At 42.1% G+C, this 21,959-nt stretch carries 29 protein-coding genes and 1 riboswitch; of the genes, 18 read left to right on the plus strand and 11 right to left on the minus strand.

Translation table 11 applies throughout. From position 1 onward, the window contains the following. The first annotated feature begins 210 nt into the window (after positions 1-210). From HLI_RS19925 to HLI_RS19940, 4 genes are all read left to right on the plus strand, one after another. On the plus strand, positions 211-1,392 hold the full coding sequence (locus HLI_RS19925; RefSeq protein ID WP_128526639.1) for an NAD(P)-dependent malic enzyme: 1,182 nt from the start codon (positions 211-213) through the stop codon (positions 1,390-1,392). Positions 1,393-1,432: 40 nt separating this feature from the next. Further along, positions 1,433-2,761, plus strand: a complete 1,329-nt coding sequence (locus HLI_RS19930; RefSeq protein WP_128526640.1) for a 2-hydroxycarboxylate transporter family protein — start codon at positions 1,433-1,435, stop codon at positions 2,759-2,761. 211 nt (positions 2,762-2,972) lie between these two features. Next, positions 2,973-3,410 (plus strand): cell wall hydrolase, encoded by a 438-nt coding sequence (locus tag HLI_RS19935; RefSeq protein ID WP_128526641.1) that lies wholly within the window; start codon positions 2,973-2,975, stop codon positions 3,408-3,410. 283 nt (positions 3,411-3,693) lie between these two features. Beyond that, positions 3,694-4,398: a DUF459 domain-containing protein gene (locus HLI_RS19940; protein ID WP_128526642.1), complete on the plus strand. Its 705-nt coding sequence runs from the start codon at positions 3,694-3,696 to the stop codon at positions 4,396-4,398. Positions 4,399-4,590: 192 nt separating this feature from the next. On the opposite strand, the gene crcB (HLI_RS19945) is transcribed toward HLI_RS19940, so the two are convergent. Both crcB (HLI_RS19945) and crcB (HLI_RS19950) read right to left on the minus strand, forming a co-directional pair. Beyond that, positions 4,591-4,962 carry a fluoride efflux transporter CrcB gene (gene crcB, locus HLI_RS19945; protein WP_128526643.1) on the minus strand — a complete coding sequence of 124 codons (372 nt, stop codon included), beginning with the start codon at positions 4,960-4,962 and terminating at the stop codon, positions 4,591-4,593. Beyond that, positions 4,956-5,336: a fluoride efflux transporter CrcB gene (gene crcB, locus HLI_RS19950; protein ID WP_128526644.1), complete on the minus strand. Its 381-nt coding sequence runs from the start codon at positions 5,334-5,336 to the stop codon at positions 4,956-4,958. Before crcB (HLI_RS19950) ends, crcB (HLI_RS19945) begins: the two co-directional genes overlap by 7 nt. A gap of 130 nt (positions 5,337-5,466) precedes the next feature. Between crcB (HLI_RS19950) and HLI_RS19955 the strand changes: the two genes are divergently transcribed. From HLI_RS19955 to HLI_RS19990, 8 genes are all read left to right on the plus strand, one after another. Beyond that, complete coding sequence (locus HLI_RS19955) at positions 5,467-6,606, plus strand: FtsW/RodA/SpoVE family cell cycle protein (protein ID WP_128526645.1); 1,140 nt, start codon at positions 5,467-5,469, stop codon at positions 6,604-6,606. A 490-nt stretch (positions 6,607-7,096) separates the two neighbouring features. Further along, positions 7,097-7,573 carry a hypothetical protein gene (locus HLI_RS19960; protein WP_128526646.1) on the plus strand — a complete coding sequence of 159 codons (477 nt, stop codon included), beginning with the start codon at positions 7,097-7,099 and terminating at the stop codon, positions 7,571-7,573. Further along, positions 7,570-7,986 (plus strand): hypothetical protein, encoded by a 417-nt coding sequence (locus tag HLI_RS19965; RefSeq protein ID WP_128526647.1) that lies wholly within the window; start codon positions 7,570-7,572, stop codon positions 7,984-7,986. The genes HLI_RS19960 and HLI_RS19965 overlap by 4 nt, the downstream gene beginning before the upstream one ends. A gap of 46 nt (positions 7,987-8,032) precedes the next feature. Next, complete coding sequence (fosB, locus tag HLI_RS19970; protein ID WP_128526648.1) at positions 8,033-8,455, plus strand: metallothiol transferase FosB; 423 nt, start codon at positions 8,033-8,035, stop codon at positions 8,453-8,455. Positions 8,456-8,485: 30 nt separating this feature from the next. Continuing rightward, on the plus strand, positions 8,486-8,998 hold the full coding sequence (locus HLI_RS19975) for a GNAT family N-acetyltransferase (RefSeq protein ID WP_128526649.1): 513 nt from the start codon (positions 8,486-8,488) through the stop codon (positions 8,996-8,998). A gap of 162 nt (positions 8,999-9,160) precedes the next feature. Beyond that, positions 9,161-9,790: a pyridoxamine 5'-phosphate oxidase family protein gene (locus HLI_RS19980; RefSeq protein WP_128526650.1), complete on the plus strand. Its 630-nt coding sequence runs from the start codon at positions 9,161-9,163 to the stop codon at positions 9,788-9,790. A 98-nt stretch (positions 9,791-9,888) separates the two neighbouring features. Then, on the plus strand, positions 9,889-10,671 hold the full coding sequence (locus HLI_RS19985; protein ID WP_128526651.1) for a hypothetical protein: 783 nt from the start codon (positions 9,889-9,891) through the stop codon (positions 10,669-10,671). A 98-nt stretch (positions 10,672-10,769) separates the two neighbouring features. After that, a complete protein-coding gene (locus tag HLI_RS19990; protein ID WP_128526652.1) occupies positions 10,770-11,000 on the plus strand; it encodes a hypothetical protein in 231 nt (76 codons plus the stop codon). A gap of 149 nt (positions 11,001-11,149) precedes the next feature. Here HLI_RS19990 and HLI_RS19995 read toward each other — a convergent pair whose 3' ends face one another. The 3 genes from HLI_RS19995 to HLI_RS20005 form a co-directional block, all read right to left on the minus strand. After that, on the minus strand, positions 11,150-11,761 hold the full coding sequence (locus HLI_RS19995; protein ID WP_128526653.1) for a class I SAM-dependent methyltransferase: 612 nt from the start codon (positions 11,759-11,761) through the stop codon (positions 11,150-11,152). A gap of 138 nt (positions 11,762-11,899) precedes the next feature. Continuing rightward, entirely contained in the window at positions 11,900-12,322 is a 423-nt protein-coding gene (locus HLI_RS20000) for a universal stress protein (RefSeq protein ID WP_128526654.1), read from the minus strand. A 34-nt stretch (positions 12,323-12,356) separates the two neighbouring features. Continuing rightward, a complete protein-coding gene (locus HLI_RS20005) occupies positions 12,357-13,817 on the minus strand; it encodes a SulP family inorganic anion transporter (RefSeq protein WP_128526655.1) in 1,461 nt (486 codons plus the stop codon). A 228-nt stretch (positions 13,818-14,045) separates the two neighbouring features. Here HLI_RS20005 and HLI_RS20010 point away from each other — a divergent pair, with 228 nt between their 5' ends. After that, a complete protein-coding gene (locus HLI_RS20010; RefSeq protein WP_128526656.1) occupies positions 14,046-14,465 on the plus strand; it encodes a universal stress protein in 420 nt (139 codons plus the stop codon). 88 nt (positions 14,466-14,553) lie between these two features. On the opposite strand, the gene HLI_RS20015 is transcribed toward HLI_RS20010, so the two are convergent. Continuing rightward, positions 14,554-15,075 carry a peroxiredoxin family protein gene (locus HLI_RS20015; RefSeq protein ID WP_128526657.1) on the minus strand — a complete coding sequence of 174 codons (522 nt, stop codon included), beginning with the start codon at positions 15,073-15,075 and terminating at the stop codon, positions 14,554-14,556. Positions 15,076-15,256: 181 nt separating this feature from the next. On the opposite strand from HLI_RS20015, the gene HLI_RS20020 reads away from it, so the two are divergent. Beyond that, on the plus strand, positions 15,257-15,445 hold the full coding sequence (locus HLI_RS20020; protein ID WP_128526658.1) for a helix-turn-helix domain-containing protein: 189 nt from the start codon (positions 15,257-15,259) through the stop codon (positions 15,443-15,445). Between the two features lie 134 nt (positions 15,446-15,579). On the opposite strand, the gene HLI_RS20025 is transcribed toward HLI_RS20020, so the two are convergent. The 5 genes from HLI_RS20025 to HLI_RS20045 all read right to left on the minus strand — a co-directional run bounded on the left by HLI_RS20025 (position 15,580) and on the right by HLI_RS20045 (position 19,447). Then, positions 15,580-15,765, minus strand: a complete 186-nt coding sequence (locus tag HLI_RS20025) for a hypothetical protein (RefSeq protein ID WP_128526659.1) — start codon at positions 15,763-15,765, stop codon at positions 15,580-15,582. A gap of 113 nt (positions 15,766-15,878) precedes the next feature. Further along, positions 15,879-16,658 carry an energy-coupling factor transporter transmembrane component T family protein gene (locus tag HLI_RS20030; protein WP_128526660.1) on the minus strand — a complete coding sequence of 260 codons (780 nt, stop codon included), beginning with the start codon at positions 16,656-16,658 and terminating at the stop codon, positions 15,879-15,881. Next, positions 16,645-18,273: an ABC transporter ATP-binding protein gene (locus HLI_RS20035; protein ID WP_128526661.1), complete on the minus strand. Its 1,629-nt coding sequence runs from the start codon at positions 18,271-18,273 to the stop codon at positions 16,645-16,647. Before HLI_RS20035 ends, HLI_RS20030 begins: the two co-directional genes overlap by 14 nt. Further along, on the minus strand, positions 18,270-18,848 hold the full coding sequence (locus HLI_RS20040) for an ECF transporter S component (protein ID WP_128526662.1): 579 nt from the start codon (positions 18,846-18,848) through the stop codon (positions 18,270-18,272). Before HLI_RS20040 ends, HLI_RS20035 begins: the two co-directional genes overlap by 4 nt. Next, positions 18,848-19,447 carry a YkoF family thiamine/hydroxymethylpyrimidine-binding protein gene (locus HLI_RS20045; RefSeq protein ID WP_128526663.1) on the minus strand — a complete coding sequence of 200 codons (600 nt, stop codon included), beginning with the start codon at positions 19,445-19,447 and terminating at the stop codon, positions 18,848-18,850. The genes HLI_RS20040 and HLI_RS20045 overlap by 1 nt, the downstream gene beginning before the upstream one ends. A 90-nt stretch (positions 19,448-19,537) precedes the next feature. After that, positions 19,538-19,641, minus strand: a riboswitch (TPP riboswitch). 266 nt (positions 19,642-19,907) lie between these two features. Here HLI_RS20045 and HLI_RS20050 point away from each other — a divergent pair. From HLI_RS20050 to HLI_RS20065, 4 genes are all read left to right on the plus strand, one after another. Next, positions 19,908-20,297 (plus strand): hypothetical protein, encoded by a 390-nt coding sequence (locus HLI_RS20050; protein WP_128526664.1) that lies wholly within the window; start codon positions 19,908-19,910, stop codon positions 20,295-20,297. A gap of 220 nt (positions 20,298-20,517) precedes the next feature. Then, positions 20,518-20,964, plus strand: a complete 447-nt coding sequence (locus HLI_RS20055) for a PH domain-containing protein (protein ID WP_128526665.1) — start codon at positions 20,518-20,520, stop codon at positions 20,962-20,964. Further along, positions 20,951-21,574, plus strand: coding sequence for an alpha/beta family hydrolase (locus HLI_RS20060; protein ID WP_128526666.1), 624 nt, complete (start codon positions 20,951-20,953; stop codon positions 21,572-21,574). The genes HLI_RS20055 and HLI_RS20060 overlap by 14 nt, the downstream gene beginning before the upstream one ends. Before the next feature lie 45 nt (positions 21,575-21,619). After that, a complete protein-coding gene (locus HLI_RS20065; RefSeq protein WP_128526667.1) occupies positions 21,620-21,919 on the plus strand; it encodes a YrhK family protein in 300 nt (99 codons plus the stop codon). Positions 21,920-21,959: the final 40 nt, after the last annotated feature.

Consider the following 21,959-nt stretch of genomic DNA (forward strand, 5'->3'; position numbering starts at 1 on the left):
CACACCCACCGACAAGCGAATCGCGAGAAGCGGCAACAAACATTAACAGCTCATCTAGATTGGAAGGGTTTTTTCAGCAAATTCCCTTACCAGGCTGCTTTTTTTAATTACAATAAAATCTTTACTTTCATATGATGGGCGGTTAAAGCGTTTTCATTTATGGTGAAGTTATTACAGATGATTGAATTTTCTGGATTGGAGGTTCAGCAAATGAGCAGAGAAAATCTTAGTGAAGAAACCATCAATTTACATCGTGCGTTTAGAGGTAAAATCGAGGTGGCTAGTAAAGTACCTGTCAATACAGCAACAGATTTGAGTTTGATCTATACTCCAGGGGTTGCGGATATTTGTAAGGCAATTGCCGAGAACCCAAATGAAGCAGATGAGCTTACATCCAAAGGGAATATGGTAGCCATAGTGACCGATGGGACAGCCGTATTAGGATTAGGAGATATCGGTCCGAAAGCAGCAATCCCAGTTATGGAAGGAAAAAGTCTTCTTTTTAAGAAATTCGCCGGAATTGATGCTTTCCCTTTATGCCTGGATACCCAAAATACAGAAGAAATAATTTCTACTATAAAAGCATTAGCACCGACGTTTTCAGGTATAAACCTTGAGGACATCTCCGCTCCAAGATGCTTTGAAATTGAAGAAAGACTAAAAAAGGAACTCGATATCCCTGTCTTTCACGACGATCAACATGGAACAGCTATTGTCGTTTTAGCTGCTCTAATGAACGCATTAAAAATCGTCAACAAACAAAAGAGTGATACAAAGGTTGTGATCAATGGCGCAGGTGCTGCTGGAATCGCAATTGCAGATTTGCTATTGTACGCAGGTTTCGTGGATGTGAACCTTGTAAGTCTGGAAGGCGTGTTGAGAAAGGGAGAAACCTGGATGAATCCAAGACAAGCATCTATGGCGGAAAAGACCAATTTGAACGGGATCCGCGGTGGATTGGAAGAGGTCATTACTGGAGCAGATATTTTTATCGGCGTGTCCGCACCAGGTGTGCTGAGTAAAGAGCAGGTGAAAATGATGAGAAAAGATGCGATTATTTTCGCTATGGCGAACCCGGTGCCGGAAATTTATCCGGAAGAGGCATTGGAGGCAGGAGCGGTAGTAGTCGGGACAGGGCGTTCGGATTATCCTAACCAGATTAATAATCTGCTGGCTTTTCCCGGAATTTTTAAGGGGGCCATTCATAGTAGAGTGAGAGACATTACGATTGATATGAAGATAGCAGCAGCTGAAGGAATCGCCAAAGTCATCTCTGAGGAAGAGTTATCTCCAGAGTACGTAATACCTAGTGCGCTTAATCAAAAGGTTGCACAGACAGTAGCCGAGGCTATTGAACAAACAGTCAATGAAAAAGAAGAGTGCTTAGTTTAACGCTGAGCATTCTCTATTTAATATAAAAAGGAGAGATTATATGTCCAGTTCAGCAGAGAGAGTTCATACAGAACAGCCCGCAGAGCAAAATATCACATTAATTTCCAACAAAAAGAAAGCGATTACAATATTTGGTCTTCCTCTTATGTGGTTTTTAGGGATTACAGTTCTTACATTAGTGAGTATGTACACAGGAAACTTACCTGGTGGCATGCTTGGAAGTCTTCTCATTATGATGGTTCTCGGTGAGCTCTTTGGATGGATCGGAGATCACACACCTGTATTAAAGACCTATCTGGGAGGTGGTGCCATTCTCGCCATCTTTGGAGCTGCGTATATGGTGTACGCTGGTTTAATTCCGGGTGAAACGGTTACAATGGTCAATGATTTCATGAAAGATGGGGCATTTTTGAATTTCTATATTGCCGCTTTAATTACAGGAAGCATTTTAGGAATGAATAAAAAGATTTTAGTTAAAGTCGGTCTCAAATACTTCTTACCGATTTTCGGTGCGGTAATTGGTGCTATGGCTGTTGCTGCCTTATTTGGTGCGATCGTCGGGTTTTCTCTAAGAGACGCCGTCCTGGTTATTACCATGCCTATTATGGGCGGCGGAATGGGGGCAGGTGCCGTACCTATGAGCCAGATTTATAGTGAGTTAATGGGGAATGAACCGAGTTACTATATTTCAATGCTCGTTCCAGCGTTAGCCCTGGGTAATGTTTTTGCAATTATTATTGCAAGCATGCTCAATATCCTCGGAAAAAAAGTACCTTCCTTAACTGGGAATGGTCAACTACTGAAAGGTTTTGAATACAAAGAAGAGAAACCATCCTTCGACATTGGAAAGATGGGAATCGGTTTAATGGTTGCAATTCTGTTCTTTACCATCGGAACATTATTAGCTGGGTTTATCCCGCTTCATGCTTATGCTCTGATGATCATAATCGTAGCTGCTGCTAAAATTGCTGGTGTTATACCTGAAAGTGTCTTAGATGGAGCGAATCAGTGGTATAAATTTGTAGCAAAAAACTGGACACTCGCTCTCCTGTTCGGAATCGGGATTGCTTACACTGACTTAGGTACAGTCCTTGAAGCCTTAACAGTTCAATACATTGTAACTGTTCTCGGTGTAGTGGTGGGAGCGGTGCTCGGAGCGGGGCTGCTCGGTAAGCTGGTCGGCTTTTACCCAATCGAATCAGCCATTACAGCCGGATTGTGTATGGCCAACATGGGTGGTACAGGAGATGTAGCTGTGCTATCATCCTCAAGAAGAATGGAGCTTATGCCGTTTGCTCAGATTTCCTCACGCTTAGGAGGGGCTATCATCCTACTCCTGGCAGGGTTGCTTATCCCGTTCCTGATATAAAGAAACAAAAGGTCCATCTTCAATGTTTGAAGATGGACCTTTTGCTTATGTACACTCGGTAAATTCAGTTACTGTTCCTCCTTCGCTATTGCCTCAGTGACGGGAAACCAAGTATGGTGAAAGCCAAAACAGACATTAAGGAATCAAAAGAATGGTCAAATCATGACATCAAAGCAGGCTTTTTTCATACAATATTTTTGGGGTGAAAAATATGCCAAGAGTAAAGTACACAGATTCAGATGTTGCCTTGATGGCAAGGATGATGAGAGCAGAAGCCGAGGGTGAAGGAAAACTGGGCATGTTATTTGTAGGGAATGTGATTGTTAACCGCGCTAGCGCAGATTGTTTAGACTTTAGAGATATAAGGACCATTTCTGATGTTATTTATCAAGTGCAGGGAGGAAATTATTCCTTTGAAGCAGTTCAGAAAGGGAATCTTTTCTATAACAGAGCGAGATCTGTTGAAAAAAGATTAGCAGAGAAAAATTTAAAATATTGGAGACAGCACCCGGCTAAATATGGTTTATGGTATTTTAATCCATCTGGTTCATGTCCTCCGACTTGGTATGGGCAGACATTCTCTGGTCAATATAAGAATCATTGTTATTATGAACCAGCTGCTGGCACATGTGCCAGTGTTTACACCTGAGGTCGATTTTTCGAGTTTGAGTGGGGGATTCCGGCAGCGGAATGGCCCTTTTACATATTTGAAATCTAGTTAAAATACAGAGATGATTAAGCATATAGAAAAAGGACTCCGCATCCAAAAAATGAATTATTGTCTGGATGCGGAGGTCTTCATATATTTCATAAGAATATATCAACATTCTATCATGTCATAAACAGGTGTTTCTTCCTTATTTGACCCCACTGAAAAAGGTTTGATTAAGGGAGTGGCAGGGAAAGGAAGCTCATAGTCGGAGGTGCAACTTATGAGAAAACAGAAAAAGTGGTCGATCGCTGCAATCATCATCATAACCATCGCCATCGGTCTTTTCAGTTTCCAATCCACGATGTTCAGTCAAAAAGAAGAACGGATCGTGGCATTAGGTGACTCGCTTACGTTTGGAGTAGGTGACCAAAGTGGCAATGGCTATGTCGAGAATCTCGATCAATGGCTGGACGAGCATCATGAAAGGAAAGTAACAGTAGATAATTACGCCATCCCTGATCAACAAACAGATGGTATGTTAGGTCAAATGAATGAGGCAGCCGTTTTGAAATCTATTGAAAAAGCGGACTATATATTATTATTTATAGGGACCAATGATGTAATAAAGAGCAATGGTGGAGATTTGACGGAAATTCGTAAAGACCAGATCGCCAAAGGAGAGAAGGATTATGAGAAGAATCTGAAAAAAATCATGGATACCGTACGGGAAGAGAATCCTGATGCCCCGATATTGTTCCTGGGACTATACAGCCCTTATCCAGATCATGAAAAAATCAATACGATCATCAACAATTGGAACGAGAACAGTCGTAAATTGATCGATGGGTACGACAATGTCCACTATATAAAAACAAAGGACCTTTTCGAAGAAAAATCAAGGAAGCACTTCAGTGATGCGCTTCACTTGAATGAGCAAGGTTATGAGCGATTGACGAAAAGGATTCTTGATGAATATGACTTTTAGTGACTCATGGTTCGATATTCCGGAAGCCCACGAAGCAGTTCAGCAGGTGTGTGGGATGAAGTAATAAAACTTTCATGTGGAGAGGCGGGTGGAAAGCGGAATAACTTCCTCCCCCCTCTCCTTTATTGATGGATCAGGAAAATGGTGGAGGCTTCAAATATTATTCATTGAAGATATAAAAAACCGGGCTGTTCATAGCATGAACCAGCGCCCGAGTTTAAATCCTGTATAAGCAAGACAGATCCCAAAGAAATAGCTTGCCAGAACATAATAGATAAAGCCTTTCCAACGTTTGTTAATATGTAGTTGAATAGCTTCAAGTTTGAATGTGGAAAATGTCGTGAAAGCACCGAGAATTCCGGTCCCACATAGGAGAAACCACGTTTTGGTGAGGTCCAACCCGATAAGTATACCTAATAAAAACGAACCTGCTATATTGACGATTAAAGTGGCGGTCGGGAGTGTGGAGGATTTGCGATTTTCTATCCACCGACTGACGGCATACCGAAGAATGGCCCCACAGAAACCGCCCAGGCCGACGAGCAGCAGTTTGAAGATCAGCATGCAGCATTCCTCCTTTTACCGAAATGGAAGCCGAGCAAAGATAGTACTAAGCCGCCGCCAATACTTATGAATACATATAGCGAGCTGAGGAAGAGGTCACCTCTTTCATAAAGTAAAACAGCATCCATGCTGAGGGTAGAAAAAGTGGTATAAGATCCCACAAGTCCTGTTCCAAGAGCTGCTTTCCATTCAGCTGAAAGTGCATATCTCTCTACCAGACCAATGGTGAACCAGGCAAGAATGAAGCTGCCGCTCAAGTTTACGGCAAGAGTGGAATAGGGAAACCATTGATCTGGACCAGTCAATAAGACACCCACCAAATACCTAAGTGATGCCCCGATGAATCCACCGATTCCGACATACAGATAAATCATTCCAAAAACCTCCTACGTATCTAATCGATATTATAATGACTTTTGAAGTAATTTGAAAGGAATGCTTTTTTTACGTGGCAAGAAGCCTTATAATTTACATAACAAGCAACATAATGAAAGAGGGTTACGAATGGTTGTCAAGATTTTAAAAAACATGGATTTCTCAATTTTATTCGCGGTTTTGGCCCTGTCCGCTTTCGGTACTGTCATGGTGTACAGTGCAAGTATGGTCAGTGGCGTCATGGTCTATGACGTAACCCCTGAATACTTTTTCAAAAAGCAACTCTTTTCTTGGGCACTCGGACTAGTGGCGTTGTTTGCCGGGATTATCATACCTTACAAAAATTATCGGAAATTATTCAAACTGATTTTGCTCGTAACCGTCATTTTATTGATTCTTGTATTTGTCATTGGACAAACATCAAACAATGCCCAATCATGGATCACCCTCCCATTGATCGGTCAATTTCAGCCGGCTGAAGTGGCGAAGATGGCGTTGATCATTTATTTGGCTGCCATCTATACAAAAAAGAAATCCTATATCGAGGATTTCACGCGTGGGCTGTTACCTCCGATCATCATTACAATGGCGATAGTAGCCATGATTTTCAAACAACCGGATTTAGGGACGGCTGTCATCGCTCTTGCGGTATCCGGACTGATTATTATGTCCAGCGGCTTGAAGCGCACCCATTTGTTTTTCATGATCAGCTTAGCTGTGATCACTTCCTTTGTTTTGTATAACTTCGGGTTGAGTGAAGAACAATTGTCACGATTCGATGGAGCTTATCAGCCGTTTCAATATGCCGATGACTCCGGATATCAGCTGATCAATTCTTACCTTGCTATACATAATGGAGGATTGATCGGGACAGGCCTCGGAGCAGGTGTGCAGAAACTTGGTTATCTGCCTGAAGCGCACACCGACTTCATCATGGCTGTCATCGCAGAGGAACTTGGTTTCATTGGAGTGGCCGTGGTTCTTGGATTGCTGGCCTTGATTGTGTTGCGTGGCTTCGTAGTCAGTATGCACAGTCATGACAACTTCGGTCGCTTACTATGTATCGGTGTTGCAGGTTTGATCGGTATTCAAGCAATCATCAACCTCGGCGGTCTGACTGGCCTGATTCCGCTGACTGGTGTCCCTTTGCCTTTCGTCAGCTTTGGTGGAACGTCCCTACTCATGATGATGTTTTCGGCAGGGATATTAATCAACGTTCATGCCGTATCACGCATAAGAAAAGTGCAGCAGGAACAACAGGCTGCCTAGAAACGTCCCTCCTCCGGGAAGGTCACTTAAAAACCCTTCCCACCCTAGAGGAACTGTCAATGTTTTTTTGTTACAGAACCCATCTGAAAAGAGTGATTTTCTTTGATTTAAAAACAAAGAAAATCACTCTTTTTTCTTGTACACTGAAAGAAGCCGTTTTGGACGATATATCGTTCAAAACGGCTTCTTTATTTGATACATAACCCAAATGTTGTCTTCCCACGGGGGTGGCTTTTTTTCTTTTTATAGAAACCCATCATTCAATTTATGAGCAAGCAGATTTTCCAACTTAAACAGTACTGTTCATATTTTTCTTCATCAAGTGAAACCTGAAGCTTATTGATTCGTAAAGGAAAGGAAGAAGATTCTGACAAAAGGAGGGGAAGGATGAATTTACTAATCGCTATATTGATGATTGTCGCCCCTGCAATGTTTCTGATTTACTGGGGACAGTCCGGTTATGATCATGGAGGAAAGAAAGATACGCATGATGATGAATCGTAAGGGAAAGCCATTGTATATGAAAATCCTCATTGCCGCACTTATTATTGCATTGTTTTTTTCAGTGAAAACATGGAATGACAATCGTGAGCGCAGTTTGGGGGAGTTAGTGAATTATGATGAAGAGAAGTTTGCAGGATTAGGATTTACACAAAATAGAAATCAAATTCCGGAAGGGCAAGGATTTCAATGGTGGACCTCAAATGAGGAGGCTGCCAAAGAGCTTGATGAATTTTTCAGTCAGTACAATGTGAAAAAAATATCTGAAGAGCATTATAACAAGCGCTTGAATAAAGAACCCACATTCCAATACGAAATCCAGCTCAGGGATTCAAATCCTATCCTTGTTCATGGTATGGCAACGAGGATTCATATCCTGGTCGGTCATTACTATGAAGTTACAAATGGCCCGATTGATAGAGAGTGGCTTGTTCAATTCAGTAAGAAATATGGTGAAAGTTCATGACGGAACAGACCTTGAAAAAAGTAAGGAGCGTTCTATTATACATAGCTTTTGTTGCCCTTTCTTTATTGGTGTCTTACTTACTTGCATACCCAGCAGGTTATGCACCACTTGGATATGGGGTGATTTCAAAGCAGGAGGAAACTGTTAAGATACAGCCTTATAATACTTGGGGCATTGAAAAAGAACCGATAATCTTTCAACCGGTCGAAGGTGAAGAATGGGAGATGAAAAGGTTAGTAGATCTGATTGAAAAGCAGGACATGTGGTACCTTATGTTCTTTGCGAGCTGCCTAATTGCGCTTTACATGGTTGGGACAGATTTACTGAAAGGTGAAACCCTGAAGAAAGTAGCGTGGGAGAAGTGTATTTGTCGTACTGTTTCCAGCGATATCACTAGTCCAGCATCTCCATGATATTCAGTATATATTGAAAAACTCGCTTTAATAGGAGGGAGTACGCATGTCAATCAAAGGGGTGAACCACCTCACTTTTTCCGTTTCAGACTTAAGCCGGTCAATCGCGTTTTATGAACAGGTCTTCACTGCCAAGCTTTTAGTGAAAGGAAAAAACACGGCCTACTTCGATTTGAACGGGATTTGGCTGGCATTGAATGTCGAGAGGGAGATTCCGCGTAACGAAATCGCATATTCTTACACGCATACGGCTTTCTCCATAGCTGAAGAAGACTATGATTCTATGTTTGAAAAATTAGAGAATTTGAATGTCAATATCTTAACAGGGCGCCCGAGGTCCGAGGACGATAAACGGTCCATCTACTTCACCGATCCTGATGGTCACAAGTTCGAATTTCATACGGGTACATTGCAGGAGCGACTGGCTTATTACAAAAAAGAAAAATCACATATGGAGTTTTTTGACTGAGCTAGTTTTTATATTCTAAAGGAGGAACACATGAATATCAGAAGAGCTGTATCAGAGGATGCCAGTCAAATCGCCAAAGTCCACGTTGATGTTTGGAGGACCACCTATGAAAATATCATACCAAATGAATACCTGAGACAGCTCAGCTATGATAAGCGAGAGCGATTGTGGAGAAAAAATATAAGAGAACTGGATGTTTATGTTGCTCAGAATGAACATGGGAATATCGTGGGATTTTCTACTGGCTCCCATAATTACAGGAACCGTTATAATGAATATGATGGGGAGTTGTCTTCCATTTACATATTAGAAGCTTATCAAGGCAGAGGGATAGGAAAGAAACTCTTGAAAGCTGTAGTCAGTCGTTTTGAAAATCTAAATATTACTTCAATGATTGTGCTGGTGCTAGAAGAAAACCCTGCGAAACATTTCTATGAGTCTCTCAGAGCGAAACGGATAGACTCAGTGCAGATTAAAGGATACGGAGGAGAACTTACTGAACTTGTCTACGGTTGGAAGGATATACACTCGATACACATTTAAATTAGCTTCGCATTAGATCAGTTTGAAATTTTTGTCCGGGAAGGAGAGTGTTCGTATCGGTTTTTGGGCTTCGATTTTTGTCGGTGGTATTTCTATTATTGGGTGGTTAACAATTTCATATTTTACCGGGTTAAGTGAAAAAGCAGATAACGGAGGGAAGAAATGAACCGATTCCACCACGTCATCAAAGACGAAAAACAGTTGAGAGCGTTAATCGGAGAGCCAAATAAGCTTGTTAATAATAAAGTGATCGATTATCTAGACGATAACTGTGCGAAATTCATTGCTCAATCTCCATTTCTGACTATGGCAACGTCCGATCGCCAAGGCTTTTGCGATGTTTCACCAAGAGGGGATTCTCCTGGTTTTGTGAAAGTGCTGGATGAAAAAAGTTTAATCATCCCGGAGCGACCGGGTAACAAGCGGACCGATTCCATGCATAACTTGCTTTCAAACCCTCGTCTAGGACTGATCTTTTTTATTCCTGGGCTAGGAGAGACCTTAAGAATCAACGGCAAAGCGACGCTTGTTATGGATGACGAATTGCTTGGACAAATGGCGTTTAAAGGGAAGAAGCCGTTGATCGGAATTGGAGTAGAAGTGGAGGAGTGCTTCATTCATTGTGCGAAAGCGTTCAAGCGGTCCGGTCTCTGGAACCCAGACACCTGGAAGCGAAAAGAAGAGCTGCCATCAGCGGCCAAGATGCTTGTCGAACATACCAAACTTCCAGATATGGATGAAGTAAATATTAAAAAGCGTCTTGATAAAAGTTATAACGAGCGTTTGTATTAATTTATAAAAAGTTTTAAACAAATGAGCCACTCAGCAATGGAATTCATCCAGTGGCGTGGGGATTTGTAAAAAGAATATATAGGGGGAGCACACCACTAATGAAATATGCAATTTCAGTAACAGATACGACCATGACTGGACATATCGAAAAAAGCGGGTTGGAAGTTTTGAAAAGACTTGATTCTTATGCGAAGTCTTTGGCTGCTATAACAGATTATGAGGAGCCGAGAGGGATAGTATTTCATGATTTGAAGTCAGCCACGGAATTATACTCTGACATTCCTTTGCCTGCATATACTTCAAGAGATCTGATACACCTCACTCCATTGGTGGATATATGGAAGGATCTATTTCGCCAATCTGCCGGTGACTCAGAAAAAGCTCATACGTATTACGATAAGCTGGATATAGACGACATCGTTGAGATAGCAGCCCACGAACTCACTCATCATGCAGAATTTTTCCACGATGATTTTGATGAAATAGACGAAACGAATATGTGGTTTGAAGAAGGACTTTGTTTTTATTTACCTAGAAAAATCATATTTTCAGAAGAGAAGCGGGAGGCGATTATGGAGGTGGAGTGTGATCTCATTCAACAATACAAAGATGAATATGGCGAGTATCCGCTTACCAAATTCGGACAAGCGGGTTACCGGGGAGGCGAACGTTTCGAATATTCAGCAGCTTTTTATGATTACTGGAGAAGCACTAAGGTGGTGACGACACTCGTTGAAAAGTATTACAATGGAGATGTAAACGCATTAGTAGAAGCCTATCAGAAGTGGATGAATGAGGAGAATGATATTGGCCTCCACACATTTTTCGTACGTGAGCAGGAGATGAGCCGACAAGAAGCGAATCAATTATGGTTGTTTTGATGAGCAGGGAGGATGCTGATGAGCATATCATATGATGAGAAATGATTAAGCGAATTTGTCGAGAAAATATCTCCTTTAGGGTGTGAGGAAGAAATAAAGTGGAAGAATTCAAAACATATTTTTGGAAGCGTTTTTGGTTTGTTTTTATCCCTTTGTACGTGATAGCAATTGTCAATGAACCTCTAATCATGGATAATCCATTTGATGAATTCGAAGATATTGGTGCTTTTTTGTTTCACTCAGCCTTTTATTTTGTTGCTTATGGTTTCCTCACCGCTATGCTTATCAATATACTATGGCGTTTTCACAAGCGGAAACATGGACGATGAAGTGTAAATTCGTTTGTGCTGTCCGCCATCTTTCTTATCATTAATGGCGAATGTCGAGGGCTCCAAGCTAAAGCTGACCTTTTATTTGGACACAAAGAAAACAAAAAAGCCCCCTGGGCCGTTCAAAGCTCAAGGGGGAGATTCAATAATCATTTTTTACATACAGCTACACCTAACGGATAGTAGACCCCTTCTCTTGGAGGTTCAATGGTGACACCACGCTGGTAAAAAATCTCCTTGTCCGGGAAATCTTCAAATAACAAGCTGAATTCTTCCGAAGTAAGCTGGAAATAGTGAAACGGTGACCCGCTTGGATGGTTTCTTCCTTTTCCGAACGGAGTGGAAAGGACGAGCGTGCCACCAGGCTTCAACAGGTCATACATTCGCTTTATGAAAAGGCGGTCGTCTCTCACGTGTTCAATCGTTTCAAAGCTGAGGATCGTATCGAATTGACCGATGTGTTGCGGCAGTTCTGAATCCATCGCATCTCCTTGCTTGAAGGTAAGCAGAGGATGATAATAATTATGGACAGCATATTGCAGCGTATCTTCACAAATGTCCACGCCAATGATTTCATCGATTTCTTCTTTTCTTTCCTTTGCAACCATCACGCTACCGTAGCCCGTCCCACATGCAATATCCAGAACTCTTCCTTTTACGTAGGGGGTTGAAAAGGTATAGCGTGCGATGTGTTCCAGCAGCATATTGTTCATCGGATCCATTTCTTTCGGAATGACACGTTCACCGTTATCTTCTAGCATAAAATCATTTCACCGCTTTGTATTATTTTTTTGCTCTAAATATTATAACACAGCGGCCATCCGTGATGCTGATCGCTGTGTTAGTTTCCAACACGGATGATAAGAACAATTCAACACTGCAGTTGAAGGGAGGAGGCGTCACTTAACAACGATGACAGGAGATTGAATATACTTGACCAGTTTATGACTGACACTGCCAAGAATCAACGTCTGTAACTTGTTGCGGCCACGGCTTCCGATCACTACACAATCATATTCATGCTCGTTGGCATATTCCGTAATTACTTCAGCCGGATTACCATGAAGGATGATGACTTCCGCTTTAACGCCTTTTTCTTCGATCTCCTGGACGCTGCCCAAGAATTTTTCTTTGCGTTTCATCGTAGCAGTATGGGAATCGCCATATTTTAAAACGTCTTCTTTGGATGATTCACCGTCTACTGCGTATATTAAATCGATAGTGACCTGATCTTTATATGGTTCCACCATTTTGAGAGTTTGTTCAATGGCTCTTGAAGAATGATCTGAACCATCTGTAGCTAGTAAAATTTTATTGAACATTTGTAGATGTCTCCTTTAACGTAAAATCTTTATTTTAATGGCCTGATTCTTTAGAAACTCCGCCCAGGCGGTTCAACAGGCGGTTACTTTCTCCGTTAAGTCCAACGAACCGGACCGGTATCTGTTGAGCATGGAATTTCGCTTCCACATGATCAAGTGCACCGATTGCGGAATCATCCCAAAGGTGTGATTCGCTTAGGTCAATGACGACTTCATCTACATCGTCTTTATAGTTGATACCTTCTTGGAATTCGGTCACTGAAGCGAAGAACAACTGCCCTTGTACATAATAAATTTTCTTTCTGCCCTCATTAGCGTATAGTCCGAGGACACGCACCTTAGAAATTTTGACAGCAAAGAAAATCATGCTCAGGACGACACCAGCAAGAACACCATAAGCAAGGTTATGAGTGAGGACCACTGTCAGGACTGTGACTACCATTACTGCTGCATCGCTTAGCGGTACTTTGTGGAGGTTCTTCAAGGAACTCCAGTCAAAGGTTCCAATCGATACCATAATCATGACCCCGGCGAGAGCAGCCATCGGAATTTGAACCACGACCCCACCTAAGACGATGATCATGAACATCAATACAATTCCAGCGACAAGTGAAGAAAGTCGTCCGTTACCTCCTGATTTCACGTTGATGACAGACTGCCCGATCATTGCACAACCGGCCATTCCGCCGAAGCATCCGGTCACGACATTGGCAATTCCCTGTCCACGGCTTTCTTGATTTTTATCACTATCTGTATCTGTCATATCATCGACAATGGAAGCAGTAAGCAGCGATTCGAGCAAACCGACAATGGTAAGTGCCATTGCGTATGGGAAAATGATCATCAACGTTTCGAAATTCAAAGGAATTTCCGGTAGAGCAAATAAGGGTAGAGTTTGTGTCAATTCTCCCATATCTCCAACGTTCCGTACACCGATATTCATACTGATCACAATTACAGATACTGTGACAATCGCTACTAAAGTGGAAGGTACAGCTTTTGTAATCAATGGAAAAAGGTAAATGATAGCAAGCGTCAATCCTACCAATACATAGATGATCCAGGGCTCGTTTACAAAGTGTTGTAATTGCGAAGTGAAGATAAGAATCGCCAAAGCATTGACGAACCCGACCATTACGGAACGGGGGATGAACTTCATGAATCTAGCTAACTTGAAAACTCCGAATAAAACCTGCAGTATACCGGTTAATATAGTAGTGGCTAACAAGTATTCGATGCCGTGTTCAGCTACAAGTGTAATCATGACTAAGGCCATTGCACCTGTTGCCCCTGATATCATACCGGGACGGCCACCCATAAATGCGATAACAACAGATATACAGAAGGATGCATAAAGCCCGACCATCGGATCTACACCTGCGATGATCGAGAAAGCAATCGCTTCAGGGATGAGAGCGAGAGCTACAACGATTCCTGAGAGAATGTCCCCTCGTAAATTACCAAACCAATTTTGCTTTAAAGATAAAGTCGACATAAATACCCTCTTCCTTTATTTAAAATTAAAGACCACTGAGTCTCGCAGTGATCAAATGCTTTCATTTGAAAAGTCTTGGTTTATTTTCATTGTTTATATTTAATAATCCTTTATAACCGAATATAATAGATTATAAGATAAAGCAATCATTTGCAATGGTTTTTTCATAGGTAAACGTTTACATGGATGAAGATTTTATAATTTCCAATTATGAAGGGGGATTTGATGATGTACAATCGCATTTTGTTAGCTTCTGATGGCTCTGCCCACGCCGCCCGCGCAGCCGAACATGCAGTGCATTTAGCGAAATTGGAAACGGGGGCAACGGTTACCGTTCTTTATTGTATTGATGGCTCTACTTCAAAAACAGATGTTTTAAAAGAAGATGACCGGACGCTGCTACTAGAAAAAAGAAAGAACCGGATTCAATCGACCGAAAAAGTGTTAGAAGAAGCTGATGTATCCTATGAAGTGGAACTCATTAAAGGAGACCCAGGGCCAAAGATCGTGGAATATGCAAATACCAATAAATTTGAAGTAGTTGTAATCGGGAGCAGGGGTCTGAACGGCTTTCAGGAAATGGTTCTTGGAAGTGTGAGTCACAAAGTGGCAAAACGGGTGAACTGCCCGGTTATGATCGTGAAATGACAAAACGGCAAGCCTCGATTAGCGGCTGTATTTCATATTTTCTCAGACCATAAAAAAAGAGAGGATCTGTATGTGCATCCTCTCTTCGTTATTCTTCAGGCAGATTTTTCAGGTGTTTCTTAATAAGTTGTGCAGTAGCGGATAAATCCAGAGGAGACGGCCGTCCGAAGGGTCCTGTCTGCTTTTGCTGGTACATCAATTTACCTTCTTCGTTGATTAAGAAATAGGCAGGCTCTCCATGAGCCCCATGGTCTTCATAGGGGGCACCAGTTTTATGTGTGAAGACACCGAAGGCATCCAGCACTGTAAAGAACTCATCTACCAATACCGGAAAAGATAAACTTTCATGCTCCGCCATCTGTTTCAATGTTTTCTGGTTTTCTGCTGCAATCGCCGCTACTCTAATATCCATTTTACGGAATGTTTCCATATGATTCCCGATATCTTTAAGGGTTTTTATACAATACGGGCACCATGATCCACGGAAGAAGACGATCAAATGCCAGGCAGTTATATGGTTGTTTTTCTGTTCCTCAAAAGAATAAGTTTCCTTTGAAATTGTAGGAAGCTTGAAATTCGGTACCTGGTCGCCCAGTTGTAAATCATACATACAGCTTTACCCCTTTTGATGGTCTGAAGTTTTTACTAGGATAGACGAAAATATCGACTTTGAAACATTGAAAACGCTTCTATTATATATAGAATGAATTAATGTCAAAATTTCATTGAGATATTCCACTTAAACGTATAAACTGTTACTATACTTGAATTAAAAGGTAGGTCGCATTTCAATGGATCAAGAACGCGAAATCATGACAATTTCCCAAGTCGCTGATTACTTGCAAATCAGTGAGGTAACAACGTATAAATTAGTACAAGAAGGGCGCATCCCGGGCTTTAAAATCGGCCGGCACTGGCGCGTAAGAAGAGATGATCTCCGTGAATATATTGCTGGTCTCCAGCATGGTGAGAATTTATAGTGTATACAAAAGATGCTGGGACAAAATAATTTTTCCGCTAGAAAACCCGAACGAATTCGTTCGGGTTTTCTTAATGAAGAAATAAATGCATACGCCGCTCCGGCAACATACTTGAGGCCACTGAAAAACACTTTTCAATCTAGAGGAACTGTTAAAGTTTGTTGTTGCTTCTCCCGAATCGCTTGTCGGTGGATGCTTGCCGCGGGCACGGCCTCAGCCCCCTCAGTAAGCAAAGACGGCTTACCGGCGTATTCCGCTCGTGCTATTCCCCCCAGGAGGAATCTATGTATGTTGCCTACGCTCCGTTTGATCCAATCCACACTATTGTTCGTCTTTTCCTGTGGCAGTTAGCGTTTTGTCTCAGCCCCTTTGTTTATGCTGACATTATCAAGTAACACCGTTTGGATAAGTTTTGCCAGATGATCAGACTGGGCTAAAGTTGACCATCATACCAAGCGAAATAACCAAAATGAATGGCTGCAACAATAACAATTCCAAGCATACCGAACATCATTAAAGGAAACGCCCAGTCTTTCCTGTGAATTTTCATCGGCCGGTAAAATGTGCGTGCACGTTCCCCTGTGAAACCTTTGGACTCCATTGCAATGGCTGTTCGTTCGGCTTTGCGGATCGCTCCTGCCAATAAAGGAATAGCAAACCGTTGATACTGAAGCCATTTTTCCTTGAAAGATTTTGCTTGGCCGACCCCTCGCACCCTGTGGGCAGCACGGACTTGTTGAAATTCGGTTCTCATCATAGGTAAAAACCGATAGCCGGCGAGGATTCCATAGGCTAACTTTGGTGGAAGTTTCAACTGTTGGATCAGGCTCAGGATGAAGTGGACCATGTTCGTTGTGAAGACGAACAATAATGATAAAGTTGCAAAGGCAAGAACTCTCAATGATAAGGATACCGCGACCCAAAGATCTTCGCGAGGAAACTCCCACCACAGTAAAGTGATCGTATGCTGCGGAGCACTGGCAGGGTTCGCGAAGGCGATGGTTGTCCATAACATTCCGAGTGCGAATAGAGTAAAAGGAATGAAATAATAAAAGTAATACTTTTTCCTGAAGGATCCGAACAAAAATGTAATACCAACCGTCCAGACTATATAAACGAGTGGTGTGATCGGATCGAACAAAAAGGCGAGCACAAACACAACCCCGATAATCGTCAATGCTTTGACAGAGGGATTGATCTCATGAAGAAACATAGGATCGCTTCCTTTCCTCGATCATCTCTGTCATTGTGATACGTGGAGGCTTTTCGATGGAATACTTTTCGAGATCCTGGTGCTTCCACAATATCTCCGGTGGTTTATCGAAAGCGATGGTTCCTTTTTCCATCACCACAACGCGCGTAGCGAACCTGTCTACGAGGTCCATGTCGTGTGTGATCATAATGATCGTCGTCCCTTGTTTATGCTTTTCCTGCAGCAAATCCATCAAACTTTCTGTCGAGCTGGCATCCTGCCCGAACGTCGGCTCATCAAGGAAAAGCATGCGTTGGTCAGAGACAATCATAGTGGCTACACTGAGCCTTCGCTTTTGCCCCTGACTCAACAAGAAAGGGTGTTGATTTTCCAGGCCATCTAAACGGCAGAGTTGTAGTGTGCTATGAACCACTTCTTGTAAACGACTCTCATGTATACCTTCCACTTTCAGGCCGAATGCCACCTCTTCGAAAACCGAATCCGTGATGAATTGGTGTTCAGGATTTTGAAATACATAACCGATTTCACTGCGTAACTGTTGTTCGCCCCATTTGCTTAAAGTCCTATCATGCAAAGTGATCTTTCCGCTTGAAGGTTTCGTGATGCCTGCCAGCAGTTTGGACAAGGATGTTTTCCCGCTGCCATTTGCCCCGACAATAGCAATCCATTCTTTCTTATGAATAGCCAAATCAATGCCGTTTAAAATCTTTTTCCAACCAATATTGCGTGTTGCCAGCCATTTTTCTGTTTGCTCTGCAGTCTTTTCTCCAACAATAGGAAAATCACCGCCTGAGGCCACATAGTCAGCGATCGTTAACGGAAGATCCCCACACCAGTTATGACTTAGGGCCTGTTTTGTAGCATATGGCAAAGATATACCTTGTTGTTGCAGGGCAGGGGCAGAATGAAGCAAGCCTTCCTGAAGAGACCCATCATAATATACACTGCCGTCCATTTGTAAAATGAAAACACGGTCAAGGATTTCAACCCAGCCTTCCAGTTGATGTTCGATTACGACCAGGGTCAAGGAAAGATGTTGTTTCAGGTATCTCAGCAAATCGATGAATTCCCGGGTCGCGATGGGGTCGAGGTTTGCTGTCGGCTCATCCAAAATGAGTACCTCAGGTTCCATTGCTAGCACACAGGCGAGCGCCAGCTTTTGCTTTTGCCCCCCAGAGAGTTGTGCGATCGTTTTTTCTTTAAATTCAAGCAAACCTACCCATGTTAAGACTTCCTCGACTTTTGCTCTCATAGCATTTAATGGCATAGATAAATTTTCAAGTCCGAATGCGACTTCATCTTCCACTGTTAGCATACAAAATTGTGTTTCAGGATCTTGGAAGACGACACCAATATGTTTGGAAATTTCACCTGGTTGATAATCGTTTGTTCTCTTTCCGTGTACCCATACTTCCCCACTCATCTCTCCATCCAGTTCTCTTGGGTATAGTCCATTCAAACAATGGGTAAAGGAACTTTTTCCAGAACCGCTTGGACCGAGGATCAGCATATCATCACCCTCCATTATGGAAAGCGAGACATCCTGCAACACCGGTGTTACACAATCTTCATAAGAAAGACTCAGATTCTCTGTACGTAGGATTTGTTTAGTCATGCTGCTCGTTGCTTTCTGCGTTCTTTTCCTAAGGCGAAGCTTGAGAGTACTCCCGTTTTTGCCAGAGAGTCACTGAGTGCTTTTCCTAGGACGCCTGAAATTAGCGCACCACTGATGATGCGGACAATGAACATGGCCAGTACATAACCGGTACTTAATGCAGCGAAGCCTGAGAGGAAGTAACCCCATACGAAACTGAAGACGGCAGCCATCATACCGGCGAGCATCAAAGTGAATAAATCATAGCGTTTATAACGGGTCATTGCGAACGCCGATTCTGCTCCAAGACCCTGGATCATCCCCGTTACCATCAATATCGGTCCCACCGCATTACCAAGCAACACTTCGACAGTGGCAGCAATTGTTTCTGACAGAAAGGCAGCACCGGGTTTGCGGATAATATAGGCAGCGATGATGGATACAATGAACCAAATCCCGAAGATGAAATCATAGCCGAGAGGTCCGAAAAAACCGACAAGAATTTTCCCCACAGGTAGAAACGCGAGGTAGACGACGGCGAATACAACAGAAAGTACGGACATGACGACAATTTCTTTAAGCTTCCAGCTATTCATCATTCAGTCTCCTTATGTGAAGGACTGTTGGCTGATACAGTGACCGTCATCACCGTATGCGAAGAACCGCTTTCTTCTGTTTCACGAAAGACATCTTCAAGCCCTGTGAAAATATCATGCGTATCCCCGTCCAGTCTTGTTGAATAATGAGCAGGGGAGACTTCGACCCCTTTTGATTTCATGGCTTCTATTTGTGCGTAAATGGTATCCATATAATCACCGCCACCCATAGGATATAATGAAAATTTAGCTGCAATCAGCAGGCGGAGGCCCGTTACTTTCGTTTCATTCAGACGTTCAGAAGACTCATCCATATACACATCTCCGGACGTATCTCCAGGGCATCCGATCGAAAAAGTACCTTGAAACGCTACGTGGACACCAGTTTTCGCGATATGCAAAAGAATTGCTTTCGTTACATCAAAAACGTGTTCCATTCGTCCTCTCACAGTTGTAGTCACATCATCGGTATGCAGCCATACTTTTGATGTATCGACCTCTTTCAAACTATCCATAATGTACGTAACAAACTGATCGGACATCGGGTGCACAGAAAAGGAGCAGCCCACAATACGAGAATTTTCACATGCTTGATTCATTTTTATTCCTCCTTTTTTAAGCACAAAAAAACTGCATCCCATGGGAATGCAGTCAACTATCGAAAAAGGAAGAACCTTGAAGGTCTTCGGCGAGAGCCGACTGCACTTCCCCACGCTAGTATTATCTAGTTCGGGTGCCAAGGGTCGGAATTATTTCCTCTCAGCCGCGTTACGCAGCTCCCCTAGTGCTAATCAATGGTTATGCAGTTATCGTACTTTGATTTCATAGTAGCGGATGTCGCTGGATTTGTAAACGGTTTGTCTTGAAGAGTTTTATTTAGTCCCTTTCGTGGGTTCTGCTTGGGGGAAAAATCTCTGATCGTCGAAAAACTTGGGCGATGTATAGTTCTTCATTGAAATCCGCAAACAAATTTGTATGTTTCACCTGAGCACCTTGTCCACACTTAACACCTCCTGAAACATAGATTAGTAATAGTTTTATATGGAAGGAGGTGGTCATATGATAGGGCTGAAAACAGTATCGACTGGCGTATTAAGAAAAGAACCTGTCACTATATCCGCTGTCGTCAACCTTGTTAATACAGGGCTGAGTTGTGAACAAGTCGTCATTGAAGTATGGAATTGGAGTTCTTATTCAAATCCTGTACAATTGCCGGTATTAATCGGAAATAACCAGCCAGTTGACTTCCCATACTCTCTTCCCGCTGGTAACTTAGCTGTGATGTACACGAATCTTTCAGGAGTTTTATTCTACGAAGTACGTGTAACTTATGCGGAAGATACGAATATCGTTGTAAACAGTTTTGGCAGAAGTAATGCATTAGCTGCTCAAGAAGGGAACACAGTCTTGAATAATCAATTTGTGCAAATTGAGAGCGACTGCTCTTAGTAAATAAAGATAGGATGCTTCTAAAAATGGAGCATCTTTTTGATTTTGCGGATGTTTTAAAAAATTGGAGTAAAAAGTACCAGATTATTGAAACTATTTGTGGTTTTCCATCGTATTAATAATGAAAGCGATTGAACAAGACTTAGGAAAAAAGCCTGATACGGCACTGGATAAATGATTCTTTGTTTCAAAACCTAATCTCTATGGAAGGGGGACCGTTATGTATTTTCCTTCGAAAAAAGATTCCTGGTTAGCAATGATTCTATGGGGTGTTGTTCTAGTATGCCTGATAGATGGAATTTTCAACTTCCAATGGGGAGTTTACATGCTGCCGTCGCCACTTGATGGTTATTTTATGAAACTGGCAGTTCTGCTCATTATTAGCGGATCTTTATTGTGGGTCTGGTTCCGCACCGGGTACAAAATCGGGGAACAGTGGCTGATCGTCCATTTTGGTCCAATTAAGAAAAAGATCCCTATAGAGGAAATAGGGAAAGTGTTTCCAAGCAAAGATCCATTCATTGCTCCCGCACTATCCGTAAACCGCTTGGAAATCCATTATGGCAATGGGCGCTATGTTAAAGTTTCTCCGAAAGATAAGGGGTTGTTCCTGAAACAATTAAGAGAAAAATTGACCCGCAAGGAGAGTCCTTATGATCATAGTTGAAAAGCTTATGAAAGTAGGAGGAAAGGAAATTCCTTATACTCACATTAAAAATGGTGGATCAAAAGTATGCTTTATGCTGTCAGGGGCAGGGTATACTTATGACCGCCCACTTCTCTATTATTCTACAATGTTGATGATTGAGAAGAATATAGATGTTATACAGATCCATTACTCTTACACAGCAGAAGAGCTGAGTCAGCCTCTTGATAAAGTGTCAGCCATGATCAACAAGGAGGTAGACCCGATCGTTCATGAATGGACCAATGCTTACGAAGACAGAGTTTTTCTTGGGAAGTCTATAGGAACCATCCCGATCCTAAATAAATATAAAGATAGACCAAAAACGAAATCCATTCTGCTCACCCCATTACTTAAATACGAACCATTTGCAACCTTACTGGAAAGAAACAGTAATGAAGTTTTGATCTTCACTGGGACAAAGGATCATCATTATATTCAGCAAAGAATTAAACCTCTTAGGAACAGGACTTATGCAACTCTTGTCGAAATCCCTGATGCTGATCATTCTCTTGATAATAGTCCGGTCAACACACTTCGTTCTATTGAGACCATCAAGCAAGTATGCACGGCTATTCGTGGGTTCCTTTGATTTTTCTTCCGCTAATTCGGGTAACGAAAGAGTGGAGGTGTTCGTATGACAGAGAAAGTAGATGAACAGGAGCAAACAAAAGATGAATATGTAGACTTGAAGATGGGCAAACATGATGTATTTTTCAAAAAGAGTTATGAGATTCTCTACACCTTGAATGATTTCTTATTAGGGCTCTGGTTCCTGGTCGGAAGTGTGTTTTTTTATTTTGAATCAACGAAAATGTGGGGAGTCACTCTATTTGTGCTGGGAAGTATTCAAATGCTGATCAGACCGACGATTCGTCTTGTCCATCGTTTTCATCTTCGTAAGATTTACTCCCAAGAGTATGAAAATAAACTATAACGAGATTGTGTTCTGGTAGAGATTGAAATTGGATTTTTCC

Origin of the sequence: Halobacillus litoralis, from assembly GCF_004101865.1 — a bacterium.
GTDB lineage: Bacteria > Bacillota > Bacilli > Bacillales > Halobacillaceae > Halobacillus > Halobacillus litoralis_A.

Coding starts and splice junctions, on each gene's coding strand:
- HLI_RS20055 (WP_128526665.1), top strand. CDS start 20,518: ATGTATTTTCCTTCGAAAAAAGATTCCTGGTTAGCAATGATTCTATGG.
- HLI_RS20040 (WP_128526662.1), bottom strand. CDS start 18,848: ATGAATAGCTGGAAGCTTAAAGAAATTGTCGTCATGTCCGTACTTTCT.
- HLI_RS19980 (WP_128526650.1), top strand. CDS start 9,161: ATGAACCGATTCCACCACGTCATCAAAGACGAAAAACAGTTGAGAGCG.
- HLI_RS20045 (WP_128526663.1), bottom strand. CDS start 19,447: ATGAATCAAGCATGTGAAAATTCTCGTATTGTGGGCTGCTCCTTTTCT.
- HLI_RS20000 (WP_128526654.1), bottom strand. CDS start 12,322: ATGTTCAATAAAATTTTACTAGCTACAGATGGTTCAGATCATTCTTCA.
- HLI_RS20020 (WP_128526658.1), top strand. CDS start 15,257: ATGGATCAAGAACGCGAAATCATGACAATTTCCCAAGTCGCTGATTAC.
- HLI_RS19925 (WP_128526639.1), top strand. CDS start 211: ATGAGCAGAGAAAATCTTAGTGAAGAAACCATCAATTTACATCGTGCG.
- HLI_RS20035 (WP_128526661.1), bottom strand. CDS start 18,273: ATGACTAAACAAATCCTACGTACAGAGAATCTGAGTCTTTCTTATGAA.
- HLI_RS19955 (WP_128526645.1), top strand. CDS start 5,467: ATGGTTGTCAAGATTTTAAAAAACATGGATTTCTCAATTTTATTCGCG.
- HLI_RS19935 (WP_128526641.1), top strand. CDS start 2,973: ATGCCAAGAGTAAAGTACACAGATTCAGATGTTGCCTTGATGGCAAGG.
- fosB (WP_128526648.1), top strand. CDS start 8,033: ATGTCAATCAAAGGGGTGAACCACCTCACTTTTTCCGTTTCAGACTTA.
- HLI_RS19995 (WP_128526653.1), bottom strand. CDS start 11,761: ATGCTAGAAGATAACGGTGAACGTGTCATTCCGAAAGAAATGGATCCG.
- crcB (WP_128526643.1), bottom strand. CDS start 4,962: ATGCTGATCTTCAAACTGCTGCTCGTCGGCCTGGGCGGTTTCTGTGGG.
- crcB (WP_128526644.1), bottom strand. CDS start 5,336: ATGATTTATCTGTATGTCGGAATCGGTGGATTCATCGGGGCATCACTT.
- HLI_RS19940 (WP_128526642.1), top strand. CDS start 3,694: ATGAGAAAACAGAAAAAGTGGTCGATCGCTGCAATCATCATCATAACC.
- HLI_RS20005 (WP_128526655.1), bottom strand. CDS start 13,817: ATGTCGACTTTATCTTTAAAGCAAAATTGGTTTGGTAATTTACGAGGG.
- HLI_RS20060 (WP_128526666.1), top strand. CDS start 20,951: ATGATCATAGTTGAAAAGCTTATGAAAGTAGGAGGAAAGGAAATTCCT.
- HLI_RS20015 (WP_128526657.1), bottom strand. CDS start 15,075: ATGTATGATTTACAACTGGGCGACCAGGTACCGAATTTCAAGCTTCCT.
- HLI_RS19930 (WP_128526640.1), top strand. CDS start 1,433: ATGTCCAGTTCAGCAGAGAGAGTTCATACAGAACAGCCCGCAGAGCAA.
- HLI_RS20010 (WP_128526656.1), top strand. CDS start 14,046: ATGTACAATCGCATTTTGTTAGCTTCTGATGGCTCTGCCCACGCCGCC.
- HLI_RS19985 (WP_128526651.1), top strand. CDS start 9,889: ATGAAATATGCAATTTCAGTAACAGATACGACCATGACTGGACATATC.
- HLI_RS20030 (WP_128526660.1), bottom strand. CDS start 16,658: ATGTTTCTTCATGAGATCAATCCCTCTGTCAAAGCATTGACGATTATC.
- HLI_RS19975 (WP_128526649.1), top strand. CDS start 8,486: ATGAATATCAGAAGAGCTGTATCAGAGGATGCCAGTCAAATCGCCAAA.
- HLI_RS20065 (WP_128526667.1), top strand. CDS start 21,620: ATGACAGAGAAAGTAGATGAACAGGAGCAAACAAAAGATGAATATGTA.
- HLI_RS19965 (WP_128526647.1), top strand. CDS start 7,570: ATGACGGAACAGACCTTGAAAAAAGTAAGGAGCGTTCTATTATACATA.
- HLI_RS20050 (WP_128526664.1), top strand. CDS start 19,908: ATGATAGGGCTGAAAACAGTATCGACTGGCGTATTAAGAAAAGAACCT.
- HLI_RS19960 (WP_128526646.1), top strand. CDS start 7,097: ATGATGAATCGTAAGGGAAAGCCATTGTATATGAAAATCCTCATTGCC.